We start from the raw sequence: 26,302 nt of genomic DNA, 5'->3' as shown, positions 1-26,302 counted from the left end.
CTGCACGGGAATGACGACCAATCTTTTTGAACTTTTATTGGAGTGCTGTCAGATGTTGCCATCTGACAGAATTAATATCAGAATAGATTAAATCAGCAAACTTTCAATAGCTAAACGATAACCTTTTATGCCAAAGCCAGTTAAAACACCTTGACAGTTTTTACCGGTTAAAGAGACATGACGATATTCTTCGCGGGCATAAATATTAGATATGTGCACCTCAACCACAGGGGTTTTAATAGCTGCAATCGCATCAGCAATAGCAACGGAGGTATGGGTGTAACCTCCTGCATTAAGCACTACCCCATCATAACTAAAACCAACTTCATGCAATTTATTAATAATTTCGCCCTCAACATTACTCTGATAGTATTCAATTTCTATATCCGGATAAACCGTTTTTAATTCTTTAATATAATCTTCAATACTGGTGTTTCCGTAAATAGATGGCTCGCGTACACCTAATAAGTTTAAGTTTGGGCCGTTAATAATTTGTATTTTCATAATATAATGTTGTAACGTTGCAATGTTATAAAAAATCTCAAATAAAAGCATGCTTTTGCCATCATATATTAAAGGATTTAAATCGTATTTAAAGTTAGAGCGGTCGTTATCTGGTAATTCTGTTGATGCCTATCTGAGTGATATTGATAAATTGATCCAGTATTTTCAATCTTTAAACAAAGAGCCTAAACTAACTGACATTACCATCATTGATCTAAAATCCTTTATCTCTTGGTTGAATGAACTGGGTATGCAAGCCAGTACACAAGCCCGGGTAATATCAGGATTAAAAGCTTTCTTTGCCTATTTAATGCTCGAAGATGTAATTTCAACTGATCCTACAGCATTGCTCGAAGCACCAAAACTCAGCAGAAAATTACCAGATACTTTGAATATATACGAGATTAATGAACTTATTTCTGCCATAGATGCTTCAAAGCCTGAAGGCATGCGTAATAAAGCTATTATGGAAGTGTTATATGGCTGCGGCTTGCGTGTAACTGAATTAACCGAACTAAAGATCTCAAATGTGTTCCCACAGATCGAATTTATAAAAGTAATTGGAAAAGGAAATAAAGAACGTTTAGTGCCCATTGGAAGCGTAGCCTTAAAACTGCTCGATATTTACATCAACGAAGTACGTGTACATGCTAATATTAAAAAAGGGCATGAAGATTTCATCTTTTTAAACCGTTTTGGCGCTAAACTTTCGCGTATTTCGATTTTTAACCTGATTAAAAGCCTGGCTATATCTACCGGATTAAAGAAAACAATCAGTCCACATACGTTAAGGCATTCTTTCGCCACACATTTAATTGAAGGTGGTGCCGATTTGCGTGCTGTACAGGAAATGCTTGGCCATTCGAGTATTACCACTACAGAAATTTATACGCACATTGATAGAGATTATTTAAGAGAGGTAATTACGCAGTTTCATCCGAGGGCTTAGTTGAAGAGCAGAAAGACTAAAGTACCTTTAATTATAGATCCTGAAACAAGTTCAGGAGGACGAACGGCAGGGAATTTATTCCTTTGCAACATATCTTCAGACCTCCATCCTCGGACTTCAAATACCTTAAATCCCTGCCCTCACCATTCTGTCTTTACCTTGCATATCTTGTCTTAACTCAATATTAATAAAGCCTTTAGCTGCTAACATTTCAATTGTTTCGTTGCCTAAATATTCATTGATTTCAAAATAAAGTTGCCCGTTGGGTTTTAGGTTTGTTCTTGCAAAATCAGCAATAGCTTTATAAAATATTAAGGGGTTTTCATCACGAACAAATAATGCTAAATGTGGTTCGTACACTAACACGTTATTATGCATATCCGCTTTCTCTAAATCCCTGATATAAGGAGGATTACTTACGATGATATCAAACTTCTCTTCAGATTTGAAGGTCAAAATGTCTGCTTCAATAAATTTAATCCTCACATTGATCTGTTCTGCATTTTCTTTGGCTACTGTAATGGCATTAGCAGAGACGTCCAATGTAGCTACTTCAGCTTTTGGTAAATGTTTTTTAAGTGTGATGGGAATGCATCCAGAGCCGGTTCCAATATCAAGAATACTGATTTTATGGTTAGTGTCAACTGAAAACTGCGAACTGTTATCTGAAATGATCCAATCTACCAGTTCTTCTGTTTCTGGCCTCGGGATAAGCACTTGTTCGTTAACTTTAAACACAGCGCCATAAAAATGAGCTTCTTCCAAAATATGCTGAATGGGTTTTCCGATCTGCAAATCGTTGAGGATGCTCAAAAGTTTCTGCATATTGATAAAGCTGATATCGATATCTTTTTGCATGATCAGTTTAGCTGAAGATAAAGCCAAAACTTGCTCGGCAGCAATACTAAATAATGCTTTTGCTTCATTACTATCGTATAAAGGCTCAAGTTCGAGTTCGTAATGCGCCGCTAATTCTCCTATCTTCATATGTACAAAATTACTTAATTGGGATGATAACAGCTCTCTTTTGATAAGGCCATGACTCTTTTTTTACTACTTTTGCGCTAATGAGCGATGAATTTTATATAAAACGCTGTCTTGACTTAGCAGCCTTAGCTTTAGGGAATGTTAGTCCGAACCCAATGGTTGGCTGTGTTATCGTTGTAGATGGCAGAATTATTGGAGAAGGATATCATCAGGAATATGGAAAATCGCATGCCGAACCCAATGCCGTTAAAGCTGTTTTTGATAAACACGGCGATGAGGCCGAAAATCTCTTGAAACAGGCTACTGTTTATGTTAACCTAGAGCCCTGTGCCCATTTTGGCAAAACGCCTCCCTGTGCTGATTTATTGGTAAAACATCAGCTAAAGAAGGTAGTGATTGGCAATAGAGACCCTTTTTCAGGTGTCGATGGCAAAGGCATCGAAAAACTCAGAAATGCAGGAATTGAAGTGGCGAGTGGAATTTTGGATGATGAATGCCGCTATTTCAACAGAAGATTTTTTACCCGGATACAAAAACAAAGACCTTATATTATTTTAAAATGGGCCCAAACCGCAAATGGTTATTTCGCAACAAAGGATGGTCACCAGAAATGGATCAGCGGCGCTTTGGCCAAACGTTTGGCGCATCAATGGCGTAGCGAAGAAGATGCGATCCTGATCGGCAAGCAAACTGCCATTATGGATAATCCGCAATTAACCGCTCGGGAATGGACAGGCAAAAACCCAATCCGCCTGGTAATCGACAAGAACCTTCAGGTGCCAATAACGAACCATATCTTCAATGCAGCAGCCAAAACCATTATCTTTAATGAGGTTAAAACTGATGTTATAGAGAATATCCATTATATCCAGATGGAAGATATGCACTTTTATTTAGCCCAAAAAATCGCCTTTCAGCTTTACCTGATGGATATACAATCGGTAATCATTGAGGGCGGCGCCAATATTTTAAATCAATTTTTAAATACCAACCTATGGGATGAAGCACGTATTTTTACTTCATCTGCCAGCTGGAGCGATGGGGTTTCTTCTCCAAACATTAATGGAAATCTGCAGGAAACAGTTCAAATCGGAAATGACAAACTCTCTATCTATCTAAACGACATCAAATAAATGATCTACATTATTTTAAGCATTTGCTGTAGTGTTACCGTAGCCGTTTTATTAAAGCTGGCAAAACGGTACCAAATCAGTATTATTCAAGCCGTTACCATTAATTATTTTACTGCATTAAGCTTATGTTTTCTTTTTTTTAAGCCCGATGTTAAACTGATCACCTCTACCGCACCGTGGCCTATTTATATTGCCCTGGCTATTCTATTGCCGTCGATATTTTTATTCCTTGCGGCATCGGTAAAAAACCTTGGCATTGTTAAAACAGATATCGCACAACGTTTATCGCTATTTATCCCGATACTGGCGGCTTATTTTATTTTTAAAGAAGATTTTAATAACCTGAAAATTATTGGTCTGGCGATTGGTTTTGTGGCTATTTTTTTAACTTTTCTTCGGAAATCTGATCAGGAAGAAAGCAATAAAGGAAGCCTGCTCTACCCCATTATGGTTTTCGTCGGTTTTGGGGTAATCGACGTCCTTTTTAAACAAATTGCATTATATAAAGAATTGCCTTATACCACCTCGCTTTTTACTGTTTTTTGCCTGGCGTTTATTGTTTCATTGCTTATTGTAATTTCGATGGTAATGGCTGGCAAAATAAAAATACAACTGGTAAATGTGGTTTGCGGATTTATTTTAGGCTTCTTCAATTTTGGGAATATCCTTTTTTACATGAAAGCCCATAAAGCGCTGGCAGAAAATCCATCTACCGTGTTTGCAGCGATGAATTTAGGCGTAATCATAGTAGGCACCTTAATTGGTGTTATTGCTTTTAAAGAAAAGCTGAGCAAGTTAAATTACGCAGGCATCATCTTCGCTATTGCTGCTATTATTTTCATTACACTATCGCAAAATGCTGTTCGATGATTCTTATAAAACCATCGAAAGTGCCTCAGAGGGTATCTTTCGAGATAAAGGAAGCAAATTTATTGCATATGCCTATCCTATCCGTAGTGAAGTAGAATTAAAGCCGGTTATCACCAAACTTCGCGCAGAACATGTTAAGGCCAATCATTTTTGTTATGCATATCGTTTAACACCAGATCGATCTGTTTATCGAATGAATGATGATGGCGAACCTTCGGGTACCGCAGGCAGGCCTATTCTGAACTGTTTATTGTCAGAAGATATCACCAATACATTAATTGTTGTTGTACGTTATTTCGGTGGAACCTTACTGGGTGTTCCAGGTTTAATTAATGCATACAAAACAGCTAGTGTTGAGGCAATTAAAGCAGCTTCGGTTATCAGCAAAACCGTGAATGATGTTTATGAAGTGCATTTCGATTACCTTCAGATGAACGATGTAATGAAGTTGAGCAAAGAGGAGAACTTACAGATTTTGGCGCAACAGTTTGATACCAATTGCATATTGAAATTTGAAGTCAGAAAAGCACAACTCAACCAGGTTTTAAGTAAATTTGATAAAATTGAAGGTGTTAAATTAAAATACCTGCAAACCGTTTAATAACCACAGATTAAAAGGGTGAACACGGATGAAATCTGAGTGAATCATCGAAATCAGCGGGCAAAATAAACCAAATATGAAAATATCCGAAAGCGACTTAATCATCAATCCTGATGGGAGCATATACCACTTAAACCTTTTACCGGGTGATATTGCTGATACTGTAATTACCGTTGGCGATCCTGACCGCGTTGGCGAGGTAAGCAAATATTTCGACAAAATAGAATTTAAAAAAGGTAAACGCGAGTTTATCACCCACACTGGTTATTTAGGCAAAAAACGCGTTACCGTACTCTCAACAGGTATTGGTACCGATAACATTGATATTGTTTTTAATGAGTTAGATGCCCTGGTTAATGTTGATTTTGAAACCCGTGAAATTAAAAAAGAGCTTACTTCATTAAATATTATCAGAGTGGGTACCTCTGGTGCTGTTCAACCGGATATTCCGATGGGAACAATTTTAGCTTCTTCTTATGGCTTAGGGATGGATGCCTTAATGAATTATTACCTTCAAAAATTATCTGGTGATGAACAGATTTTAATGGATGATATCAAAGCACACTTTGGGCATCTTAAAAATATCAATCCTTATTTAACGGCAGCGAGTGAAACATTATTGAATACGATTGGAAAAGACATGGCGAAAGGCATAACCATTACGGCGCCTGGCTTTTATGCTCCACAGGGTAGAATTGTACGTGCTAAAAACGCGGTTCCCGATTTTATTGGCTTGATTAATAGCTTTAAAAGCAATCAGCACCGTATTACCAATCTGGAAATGGAAACCGCAGGGATTTATGCACTAGCCAAAGTTTTGGGTCATAACGCAATTTCAGTAAATGCCATTTTAGCCAGTCGTGTAAATTTCGAATTTAGCAAAGAACCAAACAAAATTGTAGCGCAAGCGATAAAAATGGTGCTTGAAAGAATTTAAATAAAAATCTATTGAATGTCAGATGGTAACATCTGACATTACAGAAATCGAAGCGTGGTAGATTCAAGGACGATCACAGACTAAGGAATCTGGATGTCAATCGCAGCAATAAAAAGACAGCTATATCATAAATATAGAATTGTCATCCTGAGCTTGTCGAAGGACATGCTTTAGATGTCTTACAAGGTGTTTCGACAGGCTCAACATGACAAATTCAAAGCAAATTACAATTTATGATACAGCCTCTTATACTTTTCGTATCTTCTCCTTCATCAGTTCATTGCCTTCAGCATCTAAATAAGTACAGGTCATTTCTTCGAGGTCGGTTACCCATTTCTCTACGCCCGCATCTGCGGCTTGCTTGCAAAAGGTAAAATAATCGGTTTCTCCCTGCTGATGTATTTTCAAAGCATGTGTTAACTTACCAGCAGACGCTTCATCATTTATAATCAAAGCCGGATACTCATCAGGACTGATCTGCTGTACATTATCTTCATCATCGAAATAAATCGAAAGGCCATCGGATACATATACATCGTTTCGCTTAACACCCATTTCCTTAATTTCTTTAATAAACTGAGGGAAATCTGCACCAGTTTTAATTTTTGATTCTGCTGCCCGGATGTCTTCGATGGTGAACATAATCTATCTGTTTAATGAAACTTTGTAAATTGTAGTTTGCGTGTACAAATCATCCGGTCTTAAAATGGTACTAGGAAAAGTTGGAACATTAACCGCATTTGGGTGGTGTTGTGTTTCTACACAAAAGGCTCCATAACTGTCATAATCTTTTCCACCTTTACCGTTTTTTACTCCTAAATATTTCGCTGTGTACAAATGGGCTACCGGTTCTGTGGTGTATACGCTTAAAACTAAACCACTTTCTTCTTCAATTGTTTTACTGGCCAGCGATAAATCGCCATAGATCTTATCCAAAACGAAAGTTTGGTCGTATCCTTCATCTTCATTCCAATCCTGCCCTATTGCTTTAGATTTCGTAAAATCCAATGGTGTACCTTCCACAGGAATTAATGTACCTGTTACCGAATAATTATCATCTTGCTCCAAATAATTTGAAGCGAAAATCTGTTGCTTATGGTTTTTGATGTTTCCACCCTCAGGCGCCAGGTTAAAATAACTATGGTGCGTTAAGTTAATGGCTGTAGCTTTATCTGTTTCGGCTTCATAACTTAAAATCAATTCATCATTTTCAGTCAGTTCGAAAGTTAAATCAATAACCAGGTTTCCAGGGAAATTTTCCTCTCCGTCTACACTTTCATATTGCAGGGTAACTGAAGGTTGAGGCCCATCATTAATTTCAACAATATCCCAAACTTTTTTATCAAAGCCTACTATACCACCATGCAGGGTATCGGTACCGGCATTTTGTGCCAGCTGATAGGTTTCATCATCAATAACGAGTCTTCCATTTTTTATGCGGTTGGCATATCGGCCAACAATAGCGCCAAAATAAGGATAGTTTGCCAAATAAGCAGGATCAAGGTATTCTTCAAAAGTATCGAAACCAAGAACGATATCCTGTTTTTCGCCTTTAGCATTCTTAACTACAAATTTGTTGATAATGGTGCCATAATTGAATATTTTGACATAAGTGCCTTTACTGTTGGTTAGTTCGATTGCGATAACTTCTTCGCCATCAATAATTTTTCCGGTAGGTATTTGCTGAACGCTCATAAATTGTAACTTAGGGCTTTTGTTTCCTAAACAAACATACTATTATTAATGCTTTTTATAAATATATTTTAGCCAAATGAACATTAACCTTGAGGAAAAATTTGCCGAGCAATACCATAAAAAAGCTGATGCCGTTTATTTTACCCCCGGGCGTGTTAACCTGATAGGCGAACACATCGATTATAATGGCGGTTTGGTTATGCCCTGTGCCATTACCTTGGGAACCTGGGTAGCCATTTCCTCAAATAACGATCATAAATTCAGGTTTAAAAGCTTAAACTTCGAAGTTCAAACTGAGGTAACAAGTAATACCACAAACGATAAAGATGGCAGCTTATGGGCCAATTACCCTATAGGTGTGATCAACGAATTTATTAATGATGGAAAAGAAATTAATGGCGTGGATTTTCTGTTTTATGGAAATATTCCAATCGGATCTGGTCTCTCCTCTTCAGCTTCTATAGAAATTGCCACTGCTTATGCTTTAAATACTTATTTTAATCTTGGTTATGATCAACTGGAACTGGTTAAAATCGCCAAACGCGTTGAGAATGATTTTATAGGCTTAAATTCTGGTATTATGGATCAGTTTGCAGTTGTTTTTGGCGAAAAAAACAAAGCGATTGTTTTAGACTGTGAGACCTTAAAATACAAAATGGTTGATGTTGACCTGGGCAATTATGTTTTGGCCATCATCAATACCAATAAACCAAGAGAATTAGCAGATTCTAAATACAACGAACGTGTAGCAGAATGCCAAACTGCACTGAAATTGCTGAACCAGGAAATAACACTTCATTATCTTTGCGAATTAACCGCTGAGAAATTTGCATTACACAGCCATTTAATAACAGATGAAACTATTTTAAACCGTACAACACATGTGGTCAAAGAAAATGATCGGGTTCATTTAGCGGCTAAAGCCTTAAACGGCGGAAACCTGGAAGAATTTGGCCGCTTGATGTATGCCTCGCACGAATCATTAAAAACATTATATGAAGTAAGCGGAAAAGAATTGGATACAGTAGTAGATTTTTGCACAGATTATGAGCATGTTATAGGTGCCCGTATGACCGGTGCTGGATTTGGCGGATGTGCAATAGCTTTGTTGGAGAAAGGCTTTGAAGAAGACTTTGCAAAACATTTAACCGATTATTACGTAGATAAAATTGGCTATCCCGCTGCGATTTACATTAGCGAAATTGGCTATGGGCCAATTAGATTATAAAATATTAACCACAGATTTGCACAGATAACCACAGATTTTGGTTAGAAAAATTTGCATTCTGTTTTTCATCAAGGTTAAACTTAATAAAAATATAGTAGACAAAAAACTGGGCTATCAGTTGATAATTATTTAGTTACGAACAAAAAAATATACCATCTGTGTTCATCCTGTTTATCTGTGGTAAAACATTAAATGTTAATGAGAAAATTAAAATTAGACGAGCTTAATCGTCCGGATATTGAAGCGTTTAAAGCACAGGAAAAATTACCTGTTGTGGTGGTGTTGGATAATGTGCGCAGTATGCACAACGTAGGTTCTATATTCCGCACAGCCGACGGATTTGCATTGGAAAAAGTTATCCTTTGTGGCATAACGGCTCAACCACCGCACCGCGAAATTGAGAAAACAGCGCTAGGCGCTACACAATCTGTAGATTGGATTCATTATACCGATACCTTACAGGCAGTTGATGCCTTAAGGGCCTTGGGTTATGAGATCATTGCAATAGAACAAGCCGAAAACAGTACCATGCTGAACACTTTCCAGCCCGATCAGAATAAAAAATATGCACTGATTTTTGGAAACGAGGTTGATGGTGTGAGCGACGAAGTGATGGCAAAAATTGATGAATGTATCGAAATTCCTCAATTTGGAACCAAACATTCCTTTAACATCGTAATCTCTGCCGGTATTGTTTTTTGGGATTTCTTCGCTAAATTAAGGTTGTAATCCATCTATTTTTTAACCACAAAGAACACAATGTTGATCAGACTTATAAAATGGAAAATTTATTATTAAAAAAACTTCAGGTTAAACCTAACTACACTGTTAGGGTAATAAATGCACCCGAGGATGCGCTTATCATTTTTGGTGAGGTCGATCCATATATCGCTATAAAATATACTGAAGAAGTTTATTTTAATGTATTAATCATTTTTACCACGAGCACAGATCAACTTAACCAGCAAATTGAAAGTAATATTTGCCATATTGATGCAAAAACTACTTTTTGGGTATTCTATCCCAAAAAATCTTCAAAAATCAAATCCGATCTTGATCTGATGAAAAGCTGGCAAGAGCTTAAAAAGTTTGGTTTAACACCCTGTGCTTCGGTTGCAGTAAACGAAACCTGGACTGCCCTGCGTTTAAAATTCATTACTGAAGTAAAGCCATCGGGCTTGAGAAATGATCATATTAAGACCAACGAATTTGGCGGATATATAGATCCAGTGAACAGAACTGTTAAACTCCCTGAAGATTTAAAAACCCTTTTAGAAAGCCATCCTAAAGCATTAGATTACTTTAACCAACTCGCTTACTCCCACAGGAAAGAATACGTACTTTGGCTTTTATCTGCGAAACAGGAAAAGACGCGTACAAACAGGCTCGAAAAAACACTGGAGATGTTACTGAACAATAAGAAAAATCCGTCAGACAAGTAGAATTTAAACTACTACACAAAGGTTCTTTTTAATTTTTTGTATAGAATACTATACAAAAATCAACGTGATTTCAGTTACGTAGTAATATTTTTGTGGAATTTATTTACCCTCCTAATCTTCTGATAACATGCTATTTGTAAGAAAAATAATGCTTTTGGCAGGGTTTTTTCTTAGTCCATGCAAAACAGTATGATGCAAAAACTGTTAAGAGACTAATATTTACAAAATAGAAAAACATGAATACAAGAATTACTAAATCAACAATGTTGATTGCTTTATTAGGTTTATCATCACAATTATTTGCACAGGAAACGCCAACCAGCACAAGCGCTGCAGGCCGTTTCTCTCCTACTCAATTCCGTACCTGGTCTATTGGTGTTCATGGAGGTTTATTAACCCCGAGAACTATTTTTGGCAATTCGAACCATCAATTTGAAACTCCGGTTGAGCACATCGGTTACGGTGGTTACATTAAAAAACAAATTTTACCTTCTTTAGGCATTCAAGCCGATTTCCTGGGCGGTAAAGTTGAAGAATTGAGATTGGCCAATGGAGTTGACGCAAATGGAAATACTACTTATGCTGCAAACACAGGTTATAAAACCAATATCCAATGGTCGGGTGCTTTATCTGCAGTTTGGAATGTAGCAAACATTAACATCAACCAAGAAAATGCAGTACTTATCCCTTATTTAAAAGCTGGTGCTGGTTATATGTCGTCAGGCGCTACCACAACTCCTAATACCAATGATGCCGGTTCTTACAGAGAAGGTTGGTTTGTACCAGTTGGTGCTGGTTTAAAACTAGGTGTAGCTAAAGGTATTAATGTTGATTTAGGTTACGATGTTAACTTTGTTAAATCGGCTAAATTTGATGGATTTAATGGTCCTACAAACGATAGGTTTGCTTATGCACACGCTGGTTTAGAGTTTGCCATTGGAGATAAATCAAAACCTCAGTTACAAAACTATAGCTCATTGGCCAATTTAAACAAGCAAACTGCTGAGGAAAGTGCTGAATTAAGAAGAGCATTATCAACCGCTGAGCAAAATGCACAACGCGATAGAGAGCAGTATGCTAAAGATCTAGGCGATGATGATAATGATGGTGTAGCAAACAAATTCGACAAATGCCCTGGCACTGCATCGGGTACTGTTGTTGATGGCTCTGGTTGTCCGATCAAAGTTCAACGTGAAGTAATTAAAGAAACCAGAGTAATTACTGAAGCTGACCGTAAAGTTGTTAAAGATGCGATTTCTAACTTAGAGTTCGATTTAGGTAAATCAACTATCCGTTCTAAATCATTTGCTACTTTAAATCGTGTTGCTGGTTTATTGGTTGAGAAAAACTTCAGCTTAAAATTAGCTGGTCATACTGATAATACCGGCGGTAGAGAATTAAACTTACGTTTATCTAAAGACAGAGCAGAATCGGTAAAAGCTTATTTAGTATCTCAAGGTGCAAATGCATCAAGAATTGAAGCTACAGGTTACGGACCTGACCAACCAATTGCAACAAACAAAACTGCAGCTGGCCGTCAACAAAACCGTCGTGTAGAGTTTACTTTATACTAATGGTAAATAAAGGTTAACAAAAAAGCTCCTCAGATTAATTTCTGAGGAGCTTTTTTTATATACGTTGCGTCATGCTGAATTTACTTCACTTTTGTCAGGTTAAAATTGATATAGAAAATAAATGGAGGTTTATTAGTTAGCTAATTTGTTTATGTTTTAAAATCTATTTCCAAGGTTCCCAATTTTAAACGGTCAGGGTGTGTACCTTGATCCCGCCCCTGTTTCCTCGTTCATCTTGCTGGTACTGGGCCCAGCGGGTATCCGTTGAAAAAGTATGCTGGTGAAAGAATTCACAATGAAGCGTTTATCATATTGCTTTAACTGGCTGTCTGGTAAAAGATGCTGATACCGTTTATACAAAAGCTCGTAATGAAACAAGGTCAGTATGACGACCGCATAAAAACAAAAAAAGGTCGTGGTGCAAACCACGACCCTAAAAATATAGAATTTAAACCTACTATGCGTATGCAACCGCATCTTTCGATGCCAGTTTGGTTGTTCCCATTAAGTATTCGTCTACCTTACGGGCAGCTTCTCTACCTTCTGAAATGGCCCAGACTACTAATGATTGTCCGCGGCGAACATCACCTGCGGCAAAAATCTTAGCAATATTGGTTTGGTAAGTGTGTTCAGATGCTTTTACGTTTCCGCGGTTATCCAATTCCACACCTAATTTCTCAATTAAACCTTCTTTTTGAGGATGTAAGAAACCCATTGCTAAAAGTACCAGTTCGCATGGAAGATCTCTTTCGGTACCAGCCACTTCTTTAAAAGTAACCGGACGTCCGTTTGCATCAATTTCCCACTCTACATCAACTACTTTTAATGCTTTAAGGTTTCCTTTTTCATCAGCAATAAAGTTTTTAGTATTTACCGACCAAGCCCTTTGTGCACCTTCTTCATGAGAAGACGTATTTTTTAGCAACATTGGGTAATTTGGCCAAGGCATATGCTCGTTACGTGCCTGTGGCGGCATTGGCATAATCTCGAATTGTGTAACCGATTTCGCACCATGACGGTTTGAAGTACCAATACAGTCAGATCCCGTATCGCCACCACCAATTACGATTACATTTTTACCGGTAGCCATAATATCTTCCGTTTCAACGGCTCTGCTCGCTACACGTTTATTTTGTTGTTTCAAGAAATCCATTGCAAAGTGAACCCCTTTGGCAGAACGGCCATTAATTGGTAAATCGCGTGGAATAGTTGAACCTCCTGCCAATACAATCGCGTTGAAATCGCGTAACAATGTACCGATCTCAACATTCTCGCCAACATTGGCATTACATTTAAAAATAATGCCTTCTTCTTTCATTAAATCGATACGGCGATCCACTACATTTTTTTGTAGTTTAAAATCAGGAATACCGTATCTTAATAAACCACCTGGAGCATCGTCACGTTCGAAAACGGTAACTTCATGCCCAACCTTATTTAACTGAGCAGCAGCAGCTAAGCCCGCAGGACCTGAACCAATTACAGCTACTTTTTTGCCAGTTCTGATTAATGGTGCTTTTGCTTTGATAAATCCTTTTTCGAAAGCAATTTCGATGATATGTTTTTCAATTTCCTCGATAGAAACCGGCGGACGGTTAATGCCTAATACGCATGCTGATTCGCATGGCGCAGGACAAATTCTACCTGTAAATTCAGGGAAATTATTGGTGCTTAATAAAATATTTGCAGCTAATTCCCATTTACCCTGATAAACGGCATCGTTAAATTCTGGTATCACGTTACCCAATGGGCAGCCTGATTGGCAGAAAGGTACGCCGCAATCCATACAACGGGCAGCTTGATTATTTAATTCTTTTGAGGGCAATTCATTTAAAAATTCCCCATAGTGTTTTACTCGTGTTGCAGCCTCTTCTCTGGTGGGCGCAACTCTATCGTATTCTTGAAATCCTGTTACTTTTCCCATGGCCTAGTGTGTTTTTACTTGTTGATTACGTTTGCTTAAAACTGCTTTATATTCTTTAGGGAATACTTTTACGAAATGAGCAGATTGAGTTTTCCAGTCGCTTAAGATAAACTCAGCTACTCTACTATCCGTTAAGCGGATATGCGTTTTAAGTAAAGCTAAAATGCGTTCTTCATCCTCAGCTTGTAATGGATCAAGATCAACCATTTCTTTATTGCATTTGCGTGCAAAAGTTCCGTTGGCATCATAAATCCAGGCTACACCACCACTCATACCAGCAGCGAAATTGCTTCCGGTATCACCAAGAATCAACACTTCACCACCTGTCATGTATTCGCAACCGTGATCGCCCACTCCTTCAACAACAGCTGTTGCACCAGAGTTACGTACGGCGAAACGCTCACCTGCTTTACCACGGGCAAATAACTCACCAGAAGTTGCGCCATAAAGGGCTACGTTACCGATAATGATATTTTGCTCAGGGATAAAAGTTGAGTTTGAGAAAGGATAAATGGCCAATCTTGCGCCCGATAATCCTTTACCTACGTAATCGTTCGCTTCACCTTCTAATGATAACGTTACCCCACGGGTATTGAAAGCACCGAAACTCTGCCCGGCCGAACCAACAAATTTAAAGTTGATCGTGTCAGGAGGTAAACCAGGGCCTAAATGAACTTTCGAAATTTCATTTGATAACATGGTACCCAGTGCACGGTCGGTATTTTTTACATCGAAACTGGCAAATACCGGTTCGTTATGATCAATGGCAGGTTGTGCAGCGGCAATTAATTTATGATCTAAAACATGATCCAAACCATGATCCTGGCCTTCAGTATTAAATAAAGGCAAACCATTTTCTTCAGCTTTATATAATATAGCTGATAAATCAAGGTGTTTCAATTTCCAGTCTTCAGCAGGCAATTCGCGTACTTTTAAAATATCAGCCTGACCGATCATTTCGTGGATCGTTCTGAAACCTAATTCAGCCATAATCTCACGTAACTCTTCCGCAAGGAAGTAAAATAAGTTCACTACATGGTCAGCATCACCGGTAAATAATTTTCTTAATTCCGGATCTTGTGTTGCTACGCCAACCGGACAAGTATTTAAATGGCATTTACGCATCATAATACATCCCGAAGTTACCAAGGCTGCTGTTGCAACACCCCATTCTTCAGCACCTAATAATGCAGCGATAGCGATATCTCTACCCGTTTTAAGCTGACCATCTGTTTGTAACACGATACGGTTACGCAATTTGTTTTTTACCAAAGTTTGGTGTGCTTCTGCTAAGCCTAACTCCCATGGTAAACCAGCATGTTGAATTGAAGTTAAAGGAGATGCTCCCGTTCCACCATCAAAACCAGATACCAGAATCACATCGGCATGTGCTTTAGCAACACCCGCGGCAATAGTACCCACGCCAGCTTTCGAAACCAGTTTTACATTGATCCTTGCTGCACGGTTAGCATTTTTCAAATCAAAAATTAACTGTGCTAAATCTTCGATCGAATAAATATCGTGGTGAGGCGGAGGTGAAATTAAACCAACGCCTGGTGTAGAGTGACGAACTTTTGCAATCCAGTCATCCACTTTGTGCCCTGGTAATTGACCACCTTCTCCTGGTTTAGCGCCCTGAGCCATTTTAATCTGTAACTCATCGGCATTGGTTAAATAGTAACTGGTTACACCAAAACGTGCAGAAGCCACTTGTTTAATTGCCGAGCGCATACTATCGCCATTTGGCAATTTAGTATAACGCATTTCATCTTCACCACCCTCTCCGGTATTGCTCTTTCCACCGATACGGTTCATGGCAATCGCTAAAGTAGAATGCGCCTCATGAGAAATTGAACCGAAGGACATTGCCCCTGTTGCAAATCTTTTTAAAATTGCCTCGGTTGATTCTACCTCATTTAAAGGTACCGATGGGCGGCTATAGTTAAATTCGAACAATCCACGGATGGTATAAGCTTGTTGTGTTTGCTCATTCACCAGTTTAGAGTACTGTTTGAAAATATTGTAATCGTTTTTACGGGTTGCGTTTTGCAACAAGTGAATGGTTTGCGGGTTAAACAAATGCGCTTCACCTTTACGGCGGAATTTATAAGTTCCACCTGCTGGTAACAGGTTTTCGGTTTCTGTTAACGGACCAAAACTGCGGTGATGTTTAATTAACGTTTCTTTTGCAATTTCATCCAGTCCTAAACCACCAATACGTGAAACTGCGCCGGTGAAATAAGTATTCACTACTTGTTTATTTAAACCTAAAATCTCGAAAATCTGCGCCCCCTGGTATGATTGCAAGGTTGAGATTCCCATTTTAGAGAAAATTTTAAGTAAACCGCTATTTACCGCATAGATATAGTTTTTGGTAAGCTGCTCTGTTGATAAGCCCGATTCTTCTTTAAACTCATTAATGGTTTCTAAAGCCAGGTAAGGGTTAATCGCCGTAACACCAAAGCCCAGTAATGTGGCAAAATGATGTACTTCCCAGATATCACCAGCCTCGATCACAATACCTACAGCACCACGGTATCCCTTGCGGATTAAGTGATGGTGTACAGCAGAAACCGCCAATAAAGAAGGCATGGCAGCATGCTCAGAGTCAATAGCCCTATCAGTTAATACAATTACCTGGAAACCATCTTCAACTGCATCAACCGCATAACGGCATAAACGGTCTAAGGCTTTTGCCATAGCGCCCGGTTTGCCATCAGCCCTGAAATAAGTCTGTAAAGTTTTCGCCTGGAAAACACCTGTATCAATACTTCTTAACTTTTCTAATTCCTGATTGGTTAAGATTGGGTGTTTAATGGCTACACAGTGCGCTTGTTTTGGAGTTTCTTCCAACAAGTTACCCATGCTACCCATAAAACTGGCCAAACTCATTACCACTTTCTCCCTGATCGGATCAATTGGCGGATTGGTTACCTGTGCAAATAACTGCTTAAAATAAGAAGATAAATGCTGAGGACGTTTTGATAAAATAGCCAATGGTGTATCGGTACCCATCGAGCCAATTGGTTCTTTACCTTCAATGGCCATAGGTTTAAGCAAAAGATCTACATCTTCTCTGCTGTAACCAAAAACCTGTTGATATTTGAAAATAGACTCTGTAGATAAGCCGGTGAACATTACACGTGGCTCAGGTAATTCCTCTAAACGGATCTGGTATTGATTAATCCAATCGGCATAAGGGCTTTTACCACAAACTTCTTCTTTAATTTCGTTATCGCTGATAATTCTACCCTGCTCCATATCCACCACGAACATTTTGCCTGGCGTTAAACGGCCTTTTTCAATTACAGTACTTTGGTCGATAGCTAATGCACCAGCCTCAGAACCCATAATTACACGGTCGTCAGAAGTAATGGCATAACGTGAAGGACGAAGACCATTACGGTCTAAAGTAGCACCTATTAATTTACCGTCGGTAAAAGCAATGGCTGCAGGTCCATCCCATGGCTCCATTAAAGTAGCATGGAATTCGTAGAATGCCCTTTTAACAGGATCCATATCTTCATTACCATCCCAGGCTTCCGGCACCAACATCATTAATACATGAGGCAGGGTTCTTCCAGAGTGAAGTAACAGCTCAATAACATTATCTAAACAGCCTGAATCTGAATTGGTTTCGTCAATTACAGGCAATAACATATCTAATTCTTCCGGCGTAAAGTAAGCAGAAGCAAAAGACTTAACGCCTGCTCTAAACCAGTTTAAATTTCCTTGTAAAGTGTTAATCTCACCATTATGTGCAATAAAGCGGAATGGCTGCGCCAACCTCCACGAAGGGAAAGTATTGGTTGCAAAACGTGAGTGAACTAAACCTAAAGCAGAAACCATGCGCTTATCGGTTAGATCGGTAAAATATGTACGTACCTGTAAAGAAGTAAGCTGACCTTTATATATAATGGTTTGCGCAGAAAGCGAAACAATATAAAAATCTTTACCACCATGAACGGTGTTTACGATCAGTTTAATCAGGTAATTTTTAAAAATATAAAGTTTACGTTCGAAATCTGCTCCTGGTGCTACTGCATAAGGACGGGCAATAAATACCTGCTCAATTTCTGGTTCAACAGAAAGGGCCATATTGCCAATATCTGTTGTGTCAACATCAACTTTTCTAAAGCCTAAAATTTCCAGGCCTAATTTTTCGGCGGCACGGTAAATCAATTCTCTGCACTCTTCTCTCGATCTGATATCTTTCGGCATAAATAACATACCTACACCATAATTATTGGTTTCTGGTAGGCTAAAGCCAGCTTTTAAACATTCGTCGTAAAAAAATTCGTGAGGAATCTGAATCATAATACCTGCACCATCGCCTGTATTTGGTTCTGCTCCACATGCCCCTCTATGATCTAGATTCTCTAAAATAGTAAGTGCATCAGAGATGATTTGATGCGATTTTCGCCCTTTCACATGTGCAACGAACCCAATACCGCAGGCATCGTGTTCAAATTGCGCATCGTACAATCCACTGTTTGGTTCCATTCTTTGCTCGTTAGTTGTTAGTGTATAGGAAACACTAAGATACGAAAAACAAATCTTAAATTACAGAGTTGACACGATTTTTAGAAAAATTTTAGTCCTTAAGTAATTTAAAGCTTTTAGATTAAAAAAATGATAATAATATGGATGAATATTTGTCAAATTTATAATGGTAATATTATACAATAAATGCGCTTTTTCTGCTAAATCTCAACATAAATCGTTTTAATTGTTGATTTATTTGTGAATATTTAATTTATATATAAATAGTATGCTTGAAAAATTATTTATCTTGTATTTCCTGCTAACTTCTAAAAATACACATTTTAATTTTATTAATTTACTAATCAGCTACATAGCCTAAAAGAGAAAAAAAATACAAAAATGCATTTTGTGTAACAACTTCTTTTTCTACCTTTGTGGCCGGGCAAGTCTTTTACGACCAGCTCCCTTTGAACTCCCCCAGGGTGGGAACACAGCAAGGGTAGAAGGTTGTAGCGGTGCGATAGAAGGTGCTTGCCCTTTTTTTTCTTTTCCCTTAATCCCCTGAAGGGGGAACTAAATTCTTCAGGGTTCAATCATAGAAACTCAAATATTTAAGAATTTATAAACATGAAATTTTTTATTGACACAGCAAATCTTGATCAAATCAAAGAAGCGCAAGATCTTGGCATTTTAGATGGCGTAACCACCAACCCTAGCTTAATGGCGAAAGAAGGTATTACTGGCGAACAAAATGTAATTAACCACTACAAAGCTATCTGCGATATTGTTGATGATAACGTAAGTGCTGAAGTTATTGCTACTACTTTCGATGAGATTATTAAAGAAGGTGAAGCTTTAGCCGCTTTAAACCCGAAAATCGTAGTAAAAGTACCAATGATTAAAGATGGTGTTAAAGCCATTAAATATTTCTCGTCAAAAGGAATTAAAACAAACTGTACTTTAATTTTTTCTGCCGGACAGGCATTATTAGCTGCTAAAGCTGGAGCTACTTATGTTTCTCCGTTTTTAGGCCGTTTAGATGATATTTCTAGCGATGGTTTGGTTTTAATTGAAGATATCAGAACTATTTTTGATAACTACGGTTACGAAACTCAGATTTTAGCTGCATCAATCCGCGGACCATTACACATCGTTAACTGTGCTAAATTAGGTGCTGATGTAATTACTGCACCATTGGCTGCTATTGCAGGTTTATTAAAACACCCACTAACAGATAGCGGTTTAGCTACATTTTTAGCCGACCACGCTAAAGCTGCTGGGAAATAAGAATTATAAAGTCGAAAGTCTTTTAGTCCTAAGTCTTGAGTCGGATTTCCGGTTTAAGACTTAGGATTTTTGTTTTATGGGCACTTACGAAATCTCAATGGCTAAGCGCCTGGAAGGATTTCGTAAGTATGAGGTGGGGAAAATCGTAATAGAATTTCAGAAGCTTCTGACTTGCGAAGTTATTCATCCGCTCCTTCCCTTTCTAAACTTTGTAAGTCATTGCGAAGTTTATTTTTTTGGAGCGCAGAAACAGTGCTCGTAGGCAGCTGTAGTCCTGCTTTCCATTATATTCCGGTGAATTTTCGATAAGGTTAAATAGTCGAATACCGGAATGCCATTTCAATCAGGTCTAGGTGGCCAGGTACTTACGAAATCTCAATGGGCAAGCGCATGGAAGGATTTCGTAAGTATTAGGTGGGGAAAAGCGTAATAGAATTCCAGAAGCTTCTGACTTACGAAGTTTATTTTTTTGGAGCGCAGAAACAGTGCTCGTAGGCAGCTGTAGTCCTGCTTTCCATTATATTCCGGTGAATTTTCGATAAGGTTAAATAGTCGAAAACCGGAATGCCATTTCAATCAGGTCTAGGTGGCCAGGTACTTACGAAATCTCAATGGGCAAGCGCATGGAAGGATTTCGTAAGTATTAGGTGGGGAAAGGCGTAATAGAATTCCAGAAGCTTCTGACTTACGAAGTTATTCATCCGCTCCTTCCCTTTCTAAACTTCGTAAGTCATCGCGTTATTTTGCGTTAACGATGGAAACGGCATCCTTTTTGGCTGTCATCCTGTCCAAAGGACTCCTGTGGAGAGTGTAGTCGAAGGACAGCCAAAAAGATACAGTGTACAGCGTGTTAAAACGCCCAAATGATCAAACTTTAATCAATAATCTAATCCATAAATCAATATAAATCTGGACTTAGCGTTTTTTATGCACTTTAAAAAGAGACTTTAGACTAAAGACTCACGACTAAGGACTTCCTTTATTTTCTCATAACTGATCTGCTCATCAGGTTCGATTAGAATACCTTTCACTCCTGCCCCATTTGCAGCTTCAACATCTCTTGGTTTATCGCCGATCATAATAGATTGTGCCGGGTCGATATCGTACATCTCAATTGCATCCAAAATCATTCCCGAAGCAGGTTTTCTACACTTGCATTCGCCACCAACAGTTGGATGATGCGGGCAATAATAAAAACCAGCAATATCGGCTCCTTGAGCAACAAAAGCATTGCGGAGCATTTGGTGCATAATGGCCAGCTCTTGTTCGGTATAACGTTTTAAGGCAATACCACCCTGGTTGGTAATTACGATTAAAAGATAACCTTCATCGAATAGTTTTTTTAATACTGGAATCTGGTAATCGAGGATTTTAAAATCTTCAACACGGCAGATGTAATCATATATTTCGTGATTGAGTACACCATCACGGTCTAGAAAAATAGCTTTATTCATTATTGAGATATGAGTATTGTGATTTGAGACGGTATCATAAATATAAATTTGTCATCCTGTCCAAAGGACTCCTACGGAGAGCCTGTCGAAGGACCTGTTTAAATGCCTCTCAGCGTTTCGACAAGCTCAACGTGACAAAATTCGAATGGAATAAATTATAACAAATGATACATCCTCTTTATAATTCGCCAAAATAACTGAAAATTAAGGACAAAAGAAAGCCCAATCTAATTAAAGACCGGGCTTAATCATAAAATTTATTTGGTTTTGGTTATTTCAGATTCAATCCTGCTTTATGGCCTTTTATAGCAAAATACAGAATGTACAAGTAACAAGGTAATACAGTTAAAAGATAAGCCAGTTGAAAGTTAACATGTAATTTTTCATTTAAGAAAGCATATAATAATGGCATTAAAGCACCACCTGCAATACCCATAATCATTATCGCCGAACCGATTTTGGTAAATTTACCCAAGTGGCTAATGCCCAGCGGGAAAATTGCCGGCCACATTAACGAATTGGCTAAACCCAATAAGGCTACAAAAATTACGGCAAACCAACTGGAAATAGCAAAAGATAAAACAGTAAATATGATGCCTAAAATAGCACAGATTCTAAGGGCTTTTTGCTGAGATATATATTTTGGAATGGTAACGATACCAATAATATAACCGATTAACATACTAAAAAGCGTAATAGAAGTTAGTTTACCGCTAATCTCTGGACTAATGCCTAGCTCGCGGCCATAAATACCGATAATATCGCCAGCCATAACCTCTGCGCCTACATATACAAAAATACAAAGTGCACCCAGGAACAAGTGTGGGAACTGAAAAATACTTGTATGTTTTACCACCTCTCCTTTGCTTTCGTCGATCACATCTTCTTCCACTTCAACTTCTGGAAGGTTGGTGAATTTAATAAAAACTGCAAAAAGGCAGAAAACGATAGCTAAAACAATGTAAGGCATATTTACACGGCCTAAAACATCGTTTAATAACTGCTCGTGAACAGCGCCGGTAGCCGCTTTGATCTGTTTCTCCACTTCAGTAGCATTTTTCAAAAACAGACTGCCCATAATTAAAGGCACAATCATTCCGGCAAATTTATTACAAATACCCGCAAAACTGATCCGTTTTGCAGCACTTTCTATTGGGCCGATAATGGTTAAGTACGGGTTTGATGCGGTTTGCAACAAAGCTAATGCAGCACCCTGAACAAAAATCCCGGTTAAAAACAAACCAAACGTTCTGGTTTGGGCCGCAGGTATAAATATCAAAGAACCCAGGCCTAAAATAACCAAGCCTAAAACAATTCCATTTTTAAAACCCACTTTTTTAAGTATCCACGATGATGGCAGCGCTAAAAAGAAGTAAGCCATGTACGATGCAAAGGTTACGAAGAACGCCTGTAAGTTTGATAATCCGAAAGATAATTTAAAGAAAGGAATTAATGTTCCGTTTGCCCAGGTTACAAAGCCAAAAATAAAGAATAGGGCACAAATGATAATAAGTGGTTTTGGCCCTTGCGTTTGACCTGATTTTGTTGTTTGTTGCATAAAGTTTTGGTTCGGTTTAATTTGTTTGGACCAAACTAAACAATAATATTTAATAAAATAAGGGTCAAACGTTTGCGTAATTTTAACTTTAACAGAAAAGGGCTTTAGTTGGTGCTCACACACCTAAAACCGGTATGCTCTAAGCCCGTATCAACAGAAGTTTTCATTCTCGAAGTTACCCGGTAACCTTTACAATAAGAGGCATTACACATAAAAGAACCACCCCTTACCACTCTTTTAGGTATAGTCGGCTCCATAGGGTCGTAGCTATCTGACGGACCTTTAGGATTGGTGCTCAACCCTGAAAGCGTGCTATAATAATCAGGTCGGTACCAATCGCTGCACCACTCCCACACGTTGCCCGCCATATCATAAAGCCCATAACCGTTCGGCTTAAATTTTTTCACTGCAGCTAAACCATTAAAACCATCCCAATTGGTGTTTTTAACCGGGAAGCTCCCCTGCCAGGTATTGGCTTTTACCTTACCCTTTTCTATATCTTCATTCCCCCATGGATATTTTTCATTTTTCAGAGCACCTCTTGCCGCATACTCCCACTCTGCCTCTGTTGGTAAACGTTTACCCGACCATTTACAATAGGCCATGGCATCATCCCAGGATACATGTACAACCGGAAAATTTTCTTTTCCTTTAATATCGCTGTTGGGGCCATGAGGATGTTTCCAATTGGCGCCTTTAACCCAACGCCACCATTGCGAGGCATCGTTTAAAGAGGTAACACTTTTAGGCTGATAGAAAACTAAAGAGGCTGCAACAAAAACACTGTCTGGCGGTTTTGGCGTACCTGCCGGAAGCTGTTTTTTCATTTCTTCCCAATCTGGTTTACGTTCGGCCGTAGTAAGATACCCGGTAGCATCAACAAACTTTTTAAAACTGGCATTGGTTACTTCGGTAGCATCAATCCAGAAGGAAGAGACTTTAACCTGATGTTGTGGGTATTCATCATCCCTGCCCTCTTTATCAGAAGCGCCCATGGCAAATTCGCCAGCTGGAATTAAAACCATGCCTTCATGACTTACTTTATTATTGGAAGCGAAACTTGAAGCATCTTTTACCGCACCAAAACGGCTTGGCATATTTTTTTCGCATGAGGCTAAAGAATCTTGCTTGTGTTTAGCCTTTTCTTCTTCCTTAGCATGGTTAGATTGACAGGAAAATATAAAGAGAAGCGGCAAAAAAAACAAAGCAGAAAGAAATCTATACATGATTGATATTAAATTAGGAGCGATAAAAATATCAATTAAGTTTAAAAAAGAGAAGCTAAATAATTAATTCGCCTATAAATCAATACACTAACGCATTTGGCAATTTTTTATTTGTAAGAAATGCTTCATAACCCTATATTTGCACCACTTTAAAGGAAACGGATAACGTTTTAAGCAAAGTAGATTCCGTAGCTCAGCTGGTAGAGCATTACACTTTTAATGTAGTGGTCCTGGGTTCGAATCCCAGCGGGATCACAGAAAACCTCACAGAAATGTGAGGTTTTTTTGTTTTATGTCTGTTGGGATTCGAACAGAAGCGCCGGCCTGGGTTCGATTTGTAAAAGGCTCAGGGCTGAGCCAATCCCAGCGGGATCACAGAAAATAGCATAAAAAATACGTAAAATCTTGTAGATCAAATGATTGCAAGCTTTTCATTTTATTTACCCGAAATGCCAAAATATGCAATAAATCGCATTTCGGCTACAAGAAAATACTTTTCGGCTACAAGAGTACAGAAACGAAATCTGAACTTTGCTTCATTAAATTATATCAAAATGAAAGTATTTGTTACAGGCGCTACAGGTTTCGTAGGAACTGCCGTAGTACAGGAATTATTAGCCCATGGGCACCAGGTTTTGGGATTGGCTCGTTCGCAAGAATCAGTAAACAAATTGATTGAAGCCGGCGCAGAAGCACACAGCGGAGATTTAAACGATTTTGAAAGTTTGAAATCAGGAGCTATCGCTTCAGATGCAGTGATTCATTTAGGATTTGTCCACGATTTTACAAGATTTGAGGAAATGTGTAAACTTGATGGAAAAGTGATTGAAACAATAGGCGAAGCTTTAATGGGAACAGACAAATCTTTTCTCATCACTTCAGGAACTGCACTTTTTTCAAAAGAGGGAATCACAACTGAAAAAGATCTTTCCGCAAACAATCCGCATCCCAGAATCGCAACAGAAAATGCAGCTGACGCCGTAGCTGCAAAAGGTGTGAAAGTTGCCGTTGTAAGACTCTCTCCATCTGTTCACGGTAAAGGAGATGTAATTGGTTTTGTTCCGACCTCGATTAATATTGCAAAAGAAAAAAGAAAGGCTGCAATTATTAATGATGGCAATAATTTCTGGCCTGCTGTCCACAGACTTGATGCAGCAAAACTGTACCGATTAGCTTTGGAAAAACCTTTTATAAGCGGAACTAGATATCACGCAGTTGCAGAACAGGGAATTCCATTTAAAGACATTGCAACTTTTATTGCAGAAAAATTGCAGATTCCACTTGTTTCCCTAACAAACGATGAAGCAGCAGCACATTTCGGCTGGTTTGCACATTTTGTAAAGCTTAACAATCTGACTTCAAGTGAAGTAACTAAGACAACATTAGGTTGGAATCCTCAACACCCAACTTTGATGGAAGATTTGCAAAATGATGTTTATTTCTCTGAGGCAAAATAGTCTGTACCTTTATATTCATTAAATTTGATTAAATATTAAACGGATGTCTGATTCGCCAATAAGAATAAAAACCATCTCTCAATTTCACACTTTGCGTGGCTTGCCAAAGCCAAAACATCCGCTCATCAGTGTGATTAATTTTGAAGATATGGCGCCGGCTTTGGAAAGCGGAAAGCAGCGTTTGATGTTTGATTTTTATATGATTTCTGTCAAGAGAGATATGAATCATAAATATAGATATGGGCAGCAGGATTACGATTTTGATGAAGGCGTGATGTTCTGTATGGCTCCACATCAGATTCTGAGCGTCATACGAGAAGAAAATGGCAAAAATCCGTCCGGATGGATGATGATGATTCATCCGGATTTTCTTTGGAATACGCCATTGGCAAGCGCAATCAAGAAATATGAATTCTTTGACTATTCTGTCCATGAAGCATTATTTTTATCCGAAGATGAAGAAATAAAAATCCAGCAAATTACTGATAACATCAAGCAGGAATATCAAACCAACATTGATAAATTCAGTCAGCGCATTATTATTTCTCAGTTAGAAACGCTTTTGAATTATTCTCAAAGATTTTATCAGCGACAGTTTATTACGCGTTATAAAGCGCATCATCAATTTTTGGAACGTCTGGAAATTCTGCTCAAAGATTATTTCAAAGGAAATAATCTCAAAGAACAAGGTTTGCCGAGTGTTCGGCTTCTTTCAGACAAATTCAATATGTCGCAATACTATATGCGGAGTCTTTTGAAAAATTTAACCTGACAAACCACGCAACAGCACATCCACGAAAAGCTGATTGAAAAAGCCAAAGAAAAACTCTCAACAACTGAACTTTCAGTGAGTGAAATTGCTTATGAATTGGGGTTTGAGCATTCTCAATCTTTTAGTAAATTATTTAAAGCTAAAACTGATATTTCGCCTCTTGAATTCAGGAAGTCGTTAAATTAAAATTATTCTAAGTCTTCTTAATTCATCAATTTT

21 protein-coding genes, 1 tRNA gene, 1 other RNA gene and 1 pseudogene are annotated in these 26,302 nt (G+C 38.3%); 15 read left to right on the top strand and 9 right to left on the bottom strand.

Going from position 1 to position 26,302, the window contains the following annotated elements; translation table 11 throughout:
• Positions 1-87: 87 nt before the first annotated feature.
• Positions 88-504 carry a type II 3-dehydroquinate dehydratase gene (aroQ, locus tag AC1DNH_RS03435; protein ID WP_230149900.1) on the bottom strand — a complete coding sequence of 139 codons (417 nt, stop codon included), beginning with the start codon at positions 502-504 and terminating at the stop codon, positions 88-90.
• Positions 505-553: 49 nt separating this feature from the next.
• On the opposite strand from aroQ, the gene xerD reads away from it, so the two are divergent.
• Positions 554-1,453, top strand: coding sequence for a site-specific tyrosine recombinase XerD (gene xerD, locus AC1DNH_RS03430; RefSeq protein ID WP_477609798.1), 900 nt, complete (start codon positions 554-556; stop codon positions 1,451-1,453).
• A 126-nt stretch (positions 1,454-1,579) separates the two neighbouring features.
• Here the strand turns inward: xerD and prmC are convergent, their stop codons facing one another.
• Positions 1,580-2,440 carry a peptide chain release factor N(5)-glutamine methyltransferase gene (prmC, locus tag AC1DNH_RS03425; protein ID WP_477585972.1) on the bottom strand — a complete coding sequence of 287 codons (861 nt, stop codon included), beginning with the start codon at positions 2,438-2,440 and terminating at the stop codon, positions 1,580-1,582.
• Positions 2,441-2,520: 80 nt separating this feature from the next.
• Here prmC and ribD point away from each other — a divergent pair, with 80 nt between their 5' ends.
• From ribD to AC1DNH_RS03405, 4 genes are all read left to right on the top strand, one after another.
• Positions 2,521-3,573, top strand: a complete 1,053-nt coding sequence (ribD, locus tag AC1DNH_RS03420; protein ID WP_477610701.1) for a bifunctional diaminohydroxyphosphoribosylaminopyrimidine deaminase/5-amino-6-(5-phosphoribosylamino)uracil reductase RibD — start codon at positions 2,521-2,523, stop codon at positions 3,571-3,573.
• The gene (locus AC1DNH_RS03415; RefSeq protein WP_477610700.1) at positions 3,574-4,443 is read left to right on the top strand and encodes an EamA family transporter; all 870 of its coding nucleotides are present in this window, start codon (positions 3,574-3,576) and stop codon (positions 4,441-4,443) included.
• The gene (locus tag AC1DNH_RS03410) at positions 4,430-5,044 is read left to right on the top strand and encodes an IMPACT family protein (protein WP_477583857.1); all 615 of its coding nucleotides are present in this window, start codon (positions 4,430-4,432) and stop codon (positions 5,042-5,044) included. The genes AC1DNH_RS03415 and AC1DNH_RS03410 overlap by 14 nt, the downstream gene beginning before the upstream one ends.
• Positions 5,045-5,120: 76 nt before the next feature.
• The gene (locus AC1DNH_RS03405) at positions 5,121-5,981 is read left to right on the top strand and encodes a nucleoside phosphorylase (RefSeq protein WP_477583855.1); all 861 of its coding nucleotides are present in this window, start codon (positions 5,121-5,123) and stop codon (positions 5,979-5,981) included.
• A 246-nt stretch (positions 5,982-6,227) separates the two neighbouring features.
• Here AC1DNH_RS03405 and AC1DNH_RS03400 read toward each other — a convergent pair whose 3' ends face one another.
• Both AC1DNH_RS03400 and AC1DNH_RS03395 read right to left on the bottom strand, forming a co-directional pair.
• Positions 6,228-6,623: a DUF1398 domain-containing protein gene (locus AC1DNH_RS03400; protein ID WP_477611239.1), complete on the bottom strand. Its 396-nt coding sequence runs from the start codon at positions 6,621-6,623 to the stop codon at positions 6,228-6,230.
• 3 nt (positions 6,624-6,626) lie between these two features.
• A complete protein-coding gene (locus tag AC1DNH_RS03395; RefSeq protein ID WP_029274395.1) occupies positions 6,627-7,676 on the bottom strand; it encodes an aldose epimerase family protein in 1,050 nt (349 codons plus the stop codon).
• Between the two features lie 76 nt (positions 7,677-7,752).
• On the opposite strand from AC1DNH_RS03395, the gene AC1DNH_RS03390 reads away from it, so the two are divergent.
• From AC1DNH_RS03390 to AC1DNH_RS03375, 4 genes are all read left to right on the top strand, one after another.
• A complete protein-coding gene (locus AC1DNH_RS03390; protein ID WP_477583851.1) occupies positions 7,753-8,904 on the top strand; it encodes a galactokinase in 1,152 nt (383 codons plus the stop codon).
• 198 nt (positions 8,905-9,102) lie between these two features.
• Positions 9,103-9,633 carry an RNA methyltransferase gene (locus tag AC1DNH_RS03385; protein WP_477583849.1) on the top strand — a complete coding sequence of 177 codons (531 nt, stop codon included), beginning with the start codon at positions 9,103-9,105 and terminating at the stop codon, positions 9,631-9,633.
• Between the two features lie 50 nt (positions 9,634-9,683).
• Positions 9,684-10,346, top strand: coding sequence for a YdeI/OmpD-associated family protein (locus AC1DNH_RS03380; RefSeq protein WP_477583848.1), 663 nt, complete (start codon positions 9,684-9,686; stop codon positions 10,344-10,346).
• 236 nt (positions 10,347-10,582) lie between these two features.
• Positions 10,583-11,920, top strand: a complete 1,338-nt coding sequence (locus AC1DNH_RS03375; RefSeq protein WP_477625169.1) for an OmpA family protein — start codon at positions 10,583-10,585, stop codon at positions 11,918-11,920.
• Positions 11,921-12,377: 457 nt separating this feature from the next.
• Here AC1DNH_RS03375 and AC1DNH_RS03370 read toward each other — a convergent pair whose 3' ends face one another.
• Both AC1DNH_RS03370 and gltB read right to left on the bottom strand, forming a co-directional pair.
• Positions 12,378-13,844, bottom strand: a complete 1,467-nt coding sequence (locus AC1DNH_RS03370; protein ID WP_477584643.1) for a glutamate synthase subunit beta — start codon at positions 13,842-13,844, stop codon at positions 12,378-12,380.
• A gap of 3 nt (positions 13,845-13,847) precedes the next feature.
• Positions 13,848-18,347, bottom strand: a complete 4,500-nt coding sequence (gene gltB / locus AC1DNH_RS03365) for a glutamate synthase large subunit (RefSeq protein ID WP_477625168.1) — start codon at positions 18,345-18,347, stop codon at positions 13,848-13,850.
• A 422-nt stretch (positions 18,348-18,769) separates the two neighbouring features.
• On the opposite strand from gltB, the gene ffs reads away from it, so the two are divergent.
• Both ffs and fsa read left to right on the top strand, forming a co-directional pair.
• Positions 18,770-18,869: signal recognition particle sRNA small type (ffs, locus tag AC1DNH_RS03360), an RNA gene on the top strand.
• 87 nt (positions 18,870-18,956) lie between these two features.
• Positions 18,957-19,616 (top strand): fructose-6-phosphate aldolase, encoded by a 660-nt coding sequence (gene fsa / locus AC1DNH_RS03355; protein ID WP_029274402.1) that lies wholly within the window; start codon positions 18,957-18,959, stop codon positions 19,614-19,616.
• Positions 19,617-20,563: 947 nt separating this feature from the next.
• Here the strand turns inward: fsa and AC1DNH_RS03350 are convergent.
• The 3 genes from AC1DNH_RS03350 to AC1DNH_RS03340 form a co-directional block, all read right to left on the bottom strand.
• Positions 20,564-21,070, bottom strand: coding sequence for a D-glycero-alpha-D-manno-heptose-1,7-bisphosphate 7-phosphatase (locus AC1DNH_RS03350; protein WP_477586292.1), 507 nt, complete (start codon positions 21,068-21,070; stop codon positions 20,564-20,566).
• A gap of 271 nt (positions 21,071-21,341) precedes the next feature.
• The gene (locus tag AC1DNH_RS03345) at positions 21,342-22,628 is read right to left on the bottom strand and encodes a sugar MFS transporter (protein WP_477610886.1); all 1,287 of its coding nucleotides are present in this window, start codon (positions 22,626-22,628) and stop codon (positions 21,342-21,344) included.
• Positions 22,629-22,732: 104 nt separating this feature from the next.
• The gene (locus AC1DNH_RS03340) at positions 22,733-23,854 is read right to left on the bottom strand and encodes a formylglycine-generating enzyme family protein (RefSeq protein WP_477625167.1); all 1,122 of its coding nucleotides are present in this window, start codon (positions 23,852-23,854) and stop codon (positions 22,733-22,735) included.
• Positions 23,855-24,036: 182 nt separating this feature from the next.
• On the opposite strand from AC1DNH_RS03340, the gene AC1DNH_RS03335 reads away from it, so the two are divergent.
• The 4 genes and pseudogenes from AC1DNH_RS03335 to AC1DNH_RS03320 form a co-directional block, all read left to right on the top strand.
• A tRNA-Lys gene (locus AC1DNH_RS03335) sits at positions 24,037-24,109 on the top strand.
• A 161-nt stretch (positions 24,110-24,270) separates the two neighbouring features.
• Positions 24,271-25,311: an SDR family oxidoreductase gene (locus AC1DNH_RS03330; RefSeq protein WP_477610405.1), complete on the top strand. Its 1,041-nt coding sequence runs from the start codon at positions 24,271-24,273 to the stop codon at positions 25,309-25,311.
• 43 nt (positions 25,312-25,354) lie between these two features.
• Entirely contained in the window at positions 25,355-26,083 is a 729-nt protein-coding gene (locus AC1DNH_RS03325; RefSeq protein WP_477584062.1) for an AraC family transcriptional regulator, read from the top strand.
• Positions 26,084-26,098: 15 nt separating this feature from the next.
• Positions 26,099-26,269: pseudogene (locus AC1DNH_RS03320) on the top strand (helix-turn-helix domain-containing protein); the annotation flags it as partial.
• Positions 26,270-26,302 lie beyond the last annotated feature (33 nt).

The organism is Pedobacter sp. 01N310 (assembly GCF_056399805.1).
This window is presented reverse-complemented; position numbering and strand designations above follow the sequence as displayed.

Coding starts and splice junctions, on each gene's coding strand:
- AC1DNH_RS03380 (WP_477583848.1), top strand. CDS start 9,684: ATGGAAAATTTATTATTAAAAAAACTTCAGGTTAAACCTAACTACACT.
- AC1DNH_RS03415 (WP_477610700.1), top strand. CDS start 3,574: ATGATCTACATTATTTTAAGCATTTGCTGTAGTGTTACCGTAGCCGTT.
- prmC (WP_477585972.1), bottom strand. CDS start 2,440: ATGAAGATAGGAGAATTAGCGGCGCATTACGAACTCGAACTTGAGCCT.
- AC1DNH_RS03350 (WP_477586292.1), bottom strand. CDS start 21,070: ATGAATAAAGCTATTTTTCTAGACCGTGATGGTGTACTCAATCACGAA.
- AC1DNH_RS03405 (WP_477583855.1), top strand. CDS start 5,121: ATGAAAATATCCGAAAGCGACTTAATCATCAATCCTGATGGGAGCATA.
- AC1DNH_RS03340 (WP_477625167.1), bottom strand. CDS start 23,854: ATGTATAGATTTCTTTCTGCTTTGTTTTTTTTGCCGCTTCTCTTTATA.
- AC1DNH_RS03390 (WP_477583851.1), top strand. CDS start 7,753: ATGAACATTAACCTTGAGGAAAAATTTGCCGAGCAATACCATAAAAAA.
- xerD (WP_477609798.1), top strand. CDS start 554: ATGCTTTTGCCATCATATATTAAAGGATTTAAATCGTATTTAAAGTTA.
- AC1DNH_RS03370 (WP_477584643.1), bottom strand. CDS start 13,844: ATGGGAAAAGTAACAGGATTTCAAGAATACGATAGAGTTGCGCCCACC.
- AC1DNH_RS03375 (WP_477625169.1), top strand. CDS start 10,583: ATGAATACAAGAATTACTAAATCAACAATGTTGATTGCTTTATTAGGT.
- AC1DNH_RS03410 (WP_477583857.1), top strand. CDS start 4,430: ATGCTGTTCGATGATTCTTATAAAACCATCGAAAGTGCCTCAGAGGGT.
- AC1DNH_RS03330 (WP_477610405.1), top strand. CDS start 24,271: ATGATTGCAAGCTTTTCATTTTATTTACCCGAAATGCCAAAATATGCA.
- aroQ (WP_230149900.1), bottom strand. CDS start 504: ATGAAAATACAAATTATTAACGGCCCAAACTTAAACTTATTAGGTGTA.
- AC1DNH_RS03345 (WP_477610886.1), bottom strand. CDS start 22,628: ATGCAACAAACAACAAAATCAGGTCAAACGCAAGGGCCAAAACCACTT.
- AC1DNH_RS03395 (WP_029274395.1), bottom strand. CDS start 7,676: ATGAGCGTTCAGCAAATACCTACCGGAAAAATTATTGATGGCGAAGAA.
- AC1DNH_RS03400 (WP_477611239.1), bottom strand. CDS start 6,623: ATGTTCACCATCGAAGACATCCGGGCAGCAGAATCAAAAATTAAAACT.
- gltB (WP_477625168.1), bottom strand. CDS start 18,347: ATGGAACCAAACAGTGGATTGTACGATGCGCAATTTGAACACGATGCC.
- AC1DNH_RS03385 (WP_477583849.1), top strand. CDS start 9,103: ATGAGAAAATTAAAATTAGACGAGCTTAATCGTCCGGATATTGAAGCG.
- AC1DNH_RS03325 (WP_477584062.1), top strand. CDS start 25,355: ATGTCTGATTCGCCAATAAGAATAAAAACCATCTCTCAATTTCACACT.
- ribD (WP_477610701.1), top strand. CDS start 2,521: ATGAGCGATGAATTTTATATAAAACGCTGTCTTGACTTAGCAGCCTTA.
- fsa (WP_029274402.1), top strand. CDS start 18,957: ATGAAATTTTTTATTGACACAGCAAATCTTGATCAAATCAAAGAAGCG.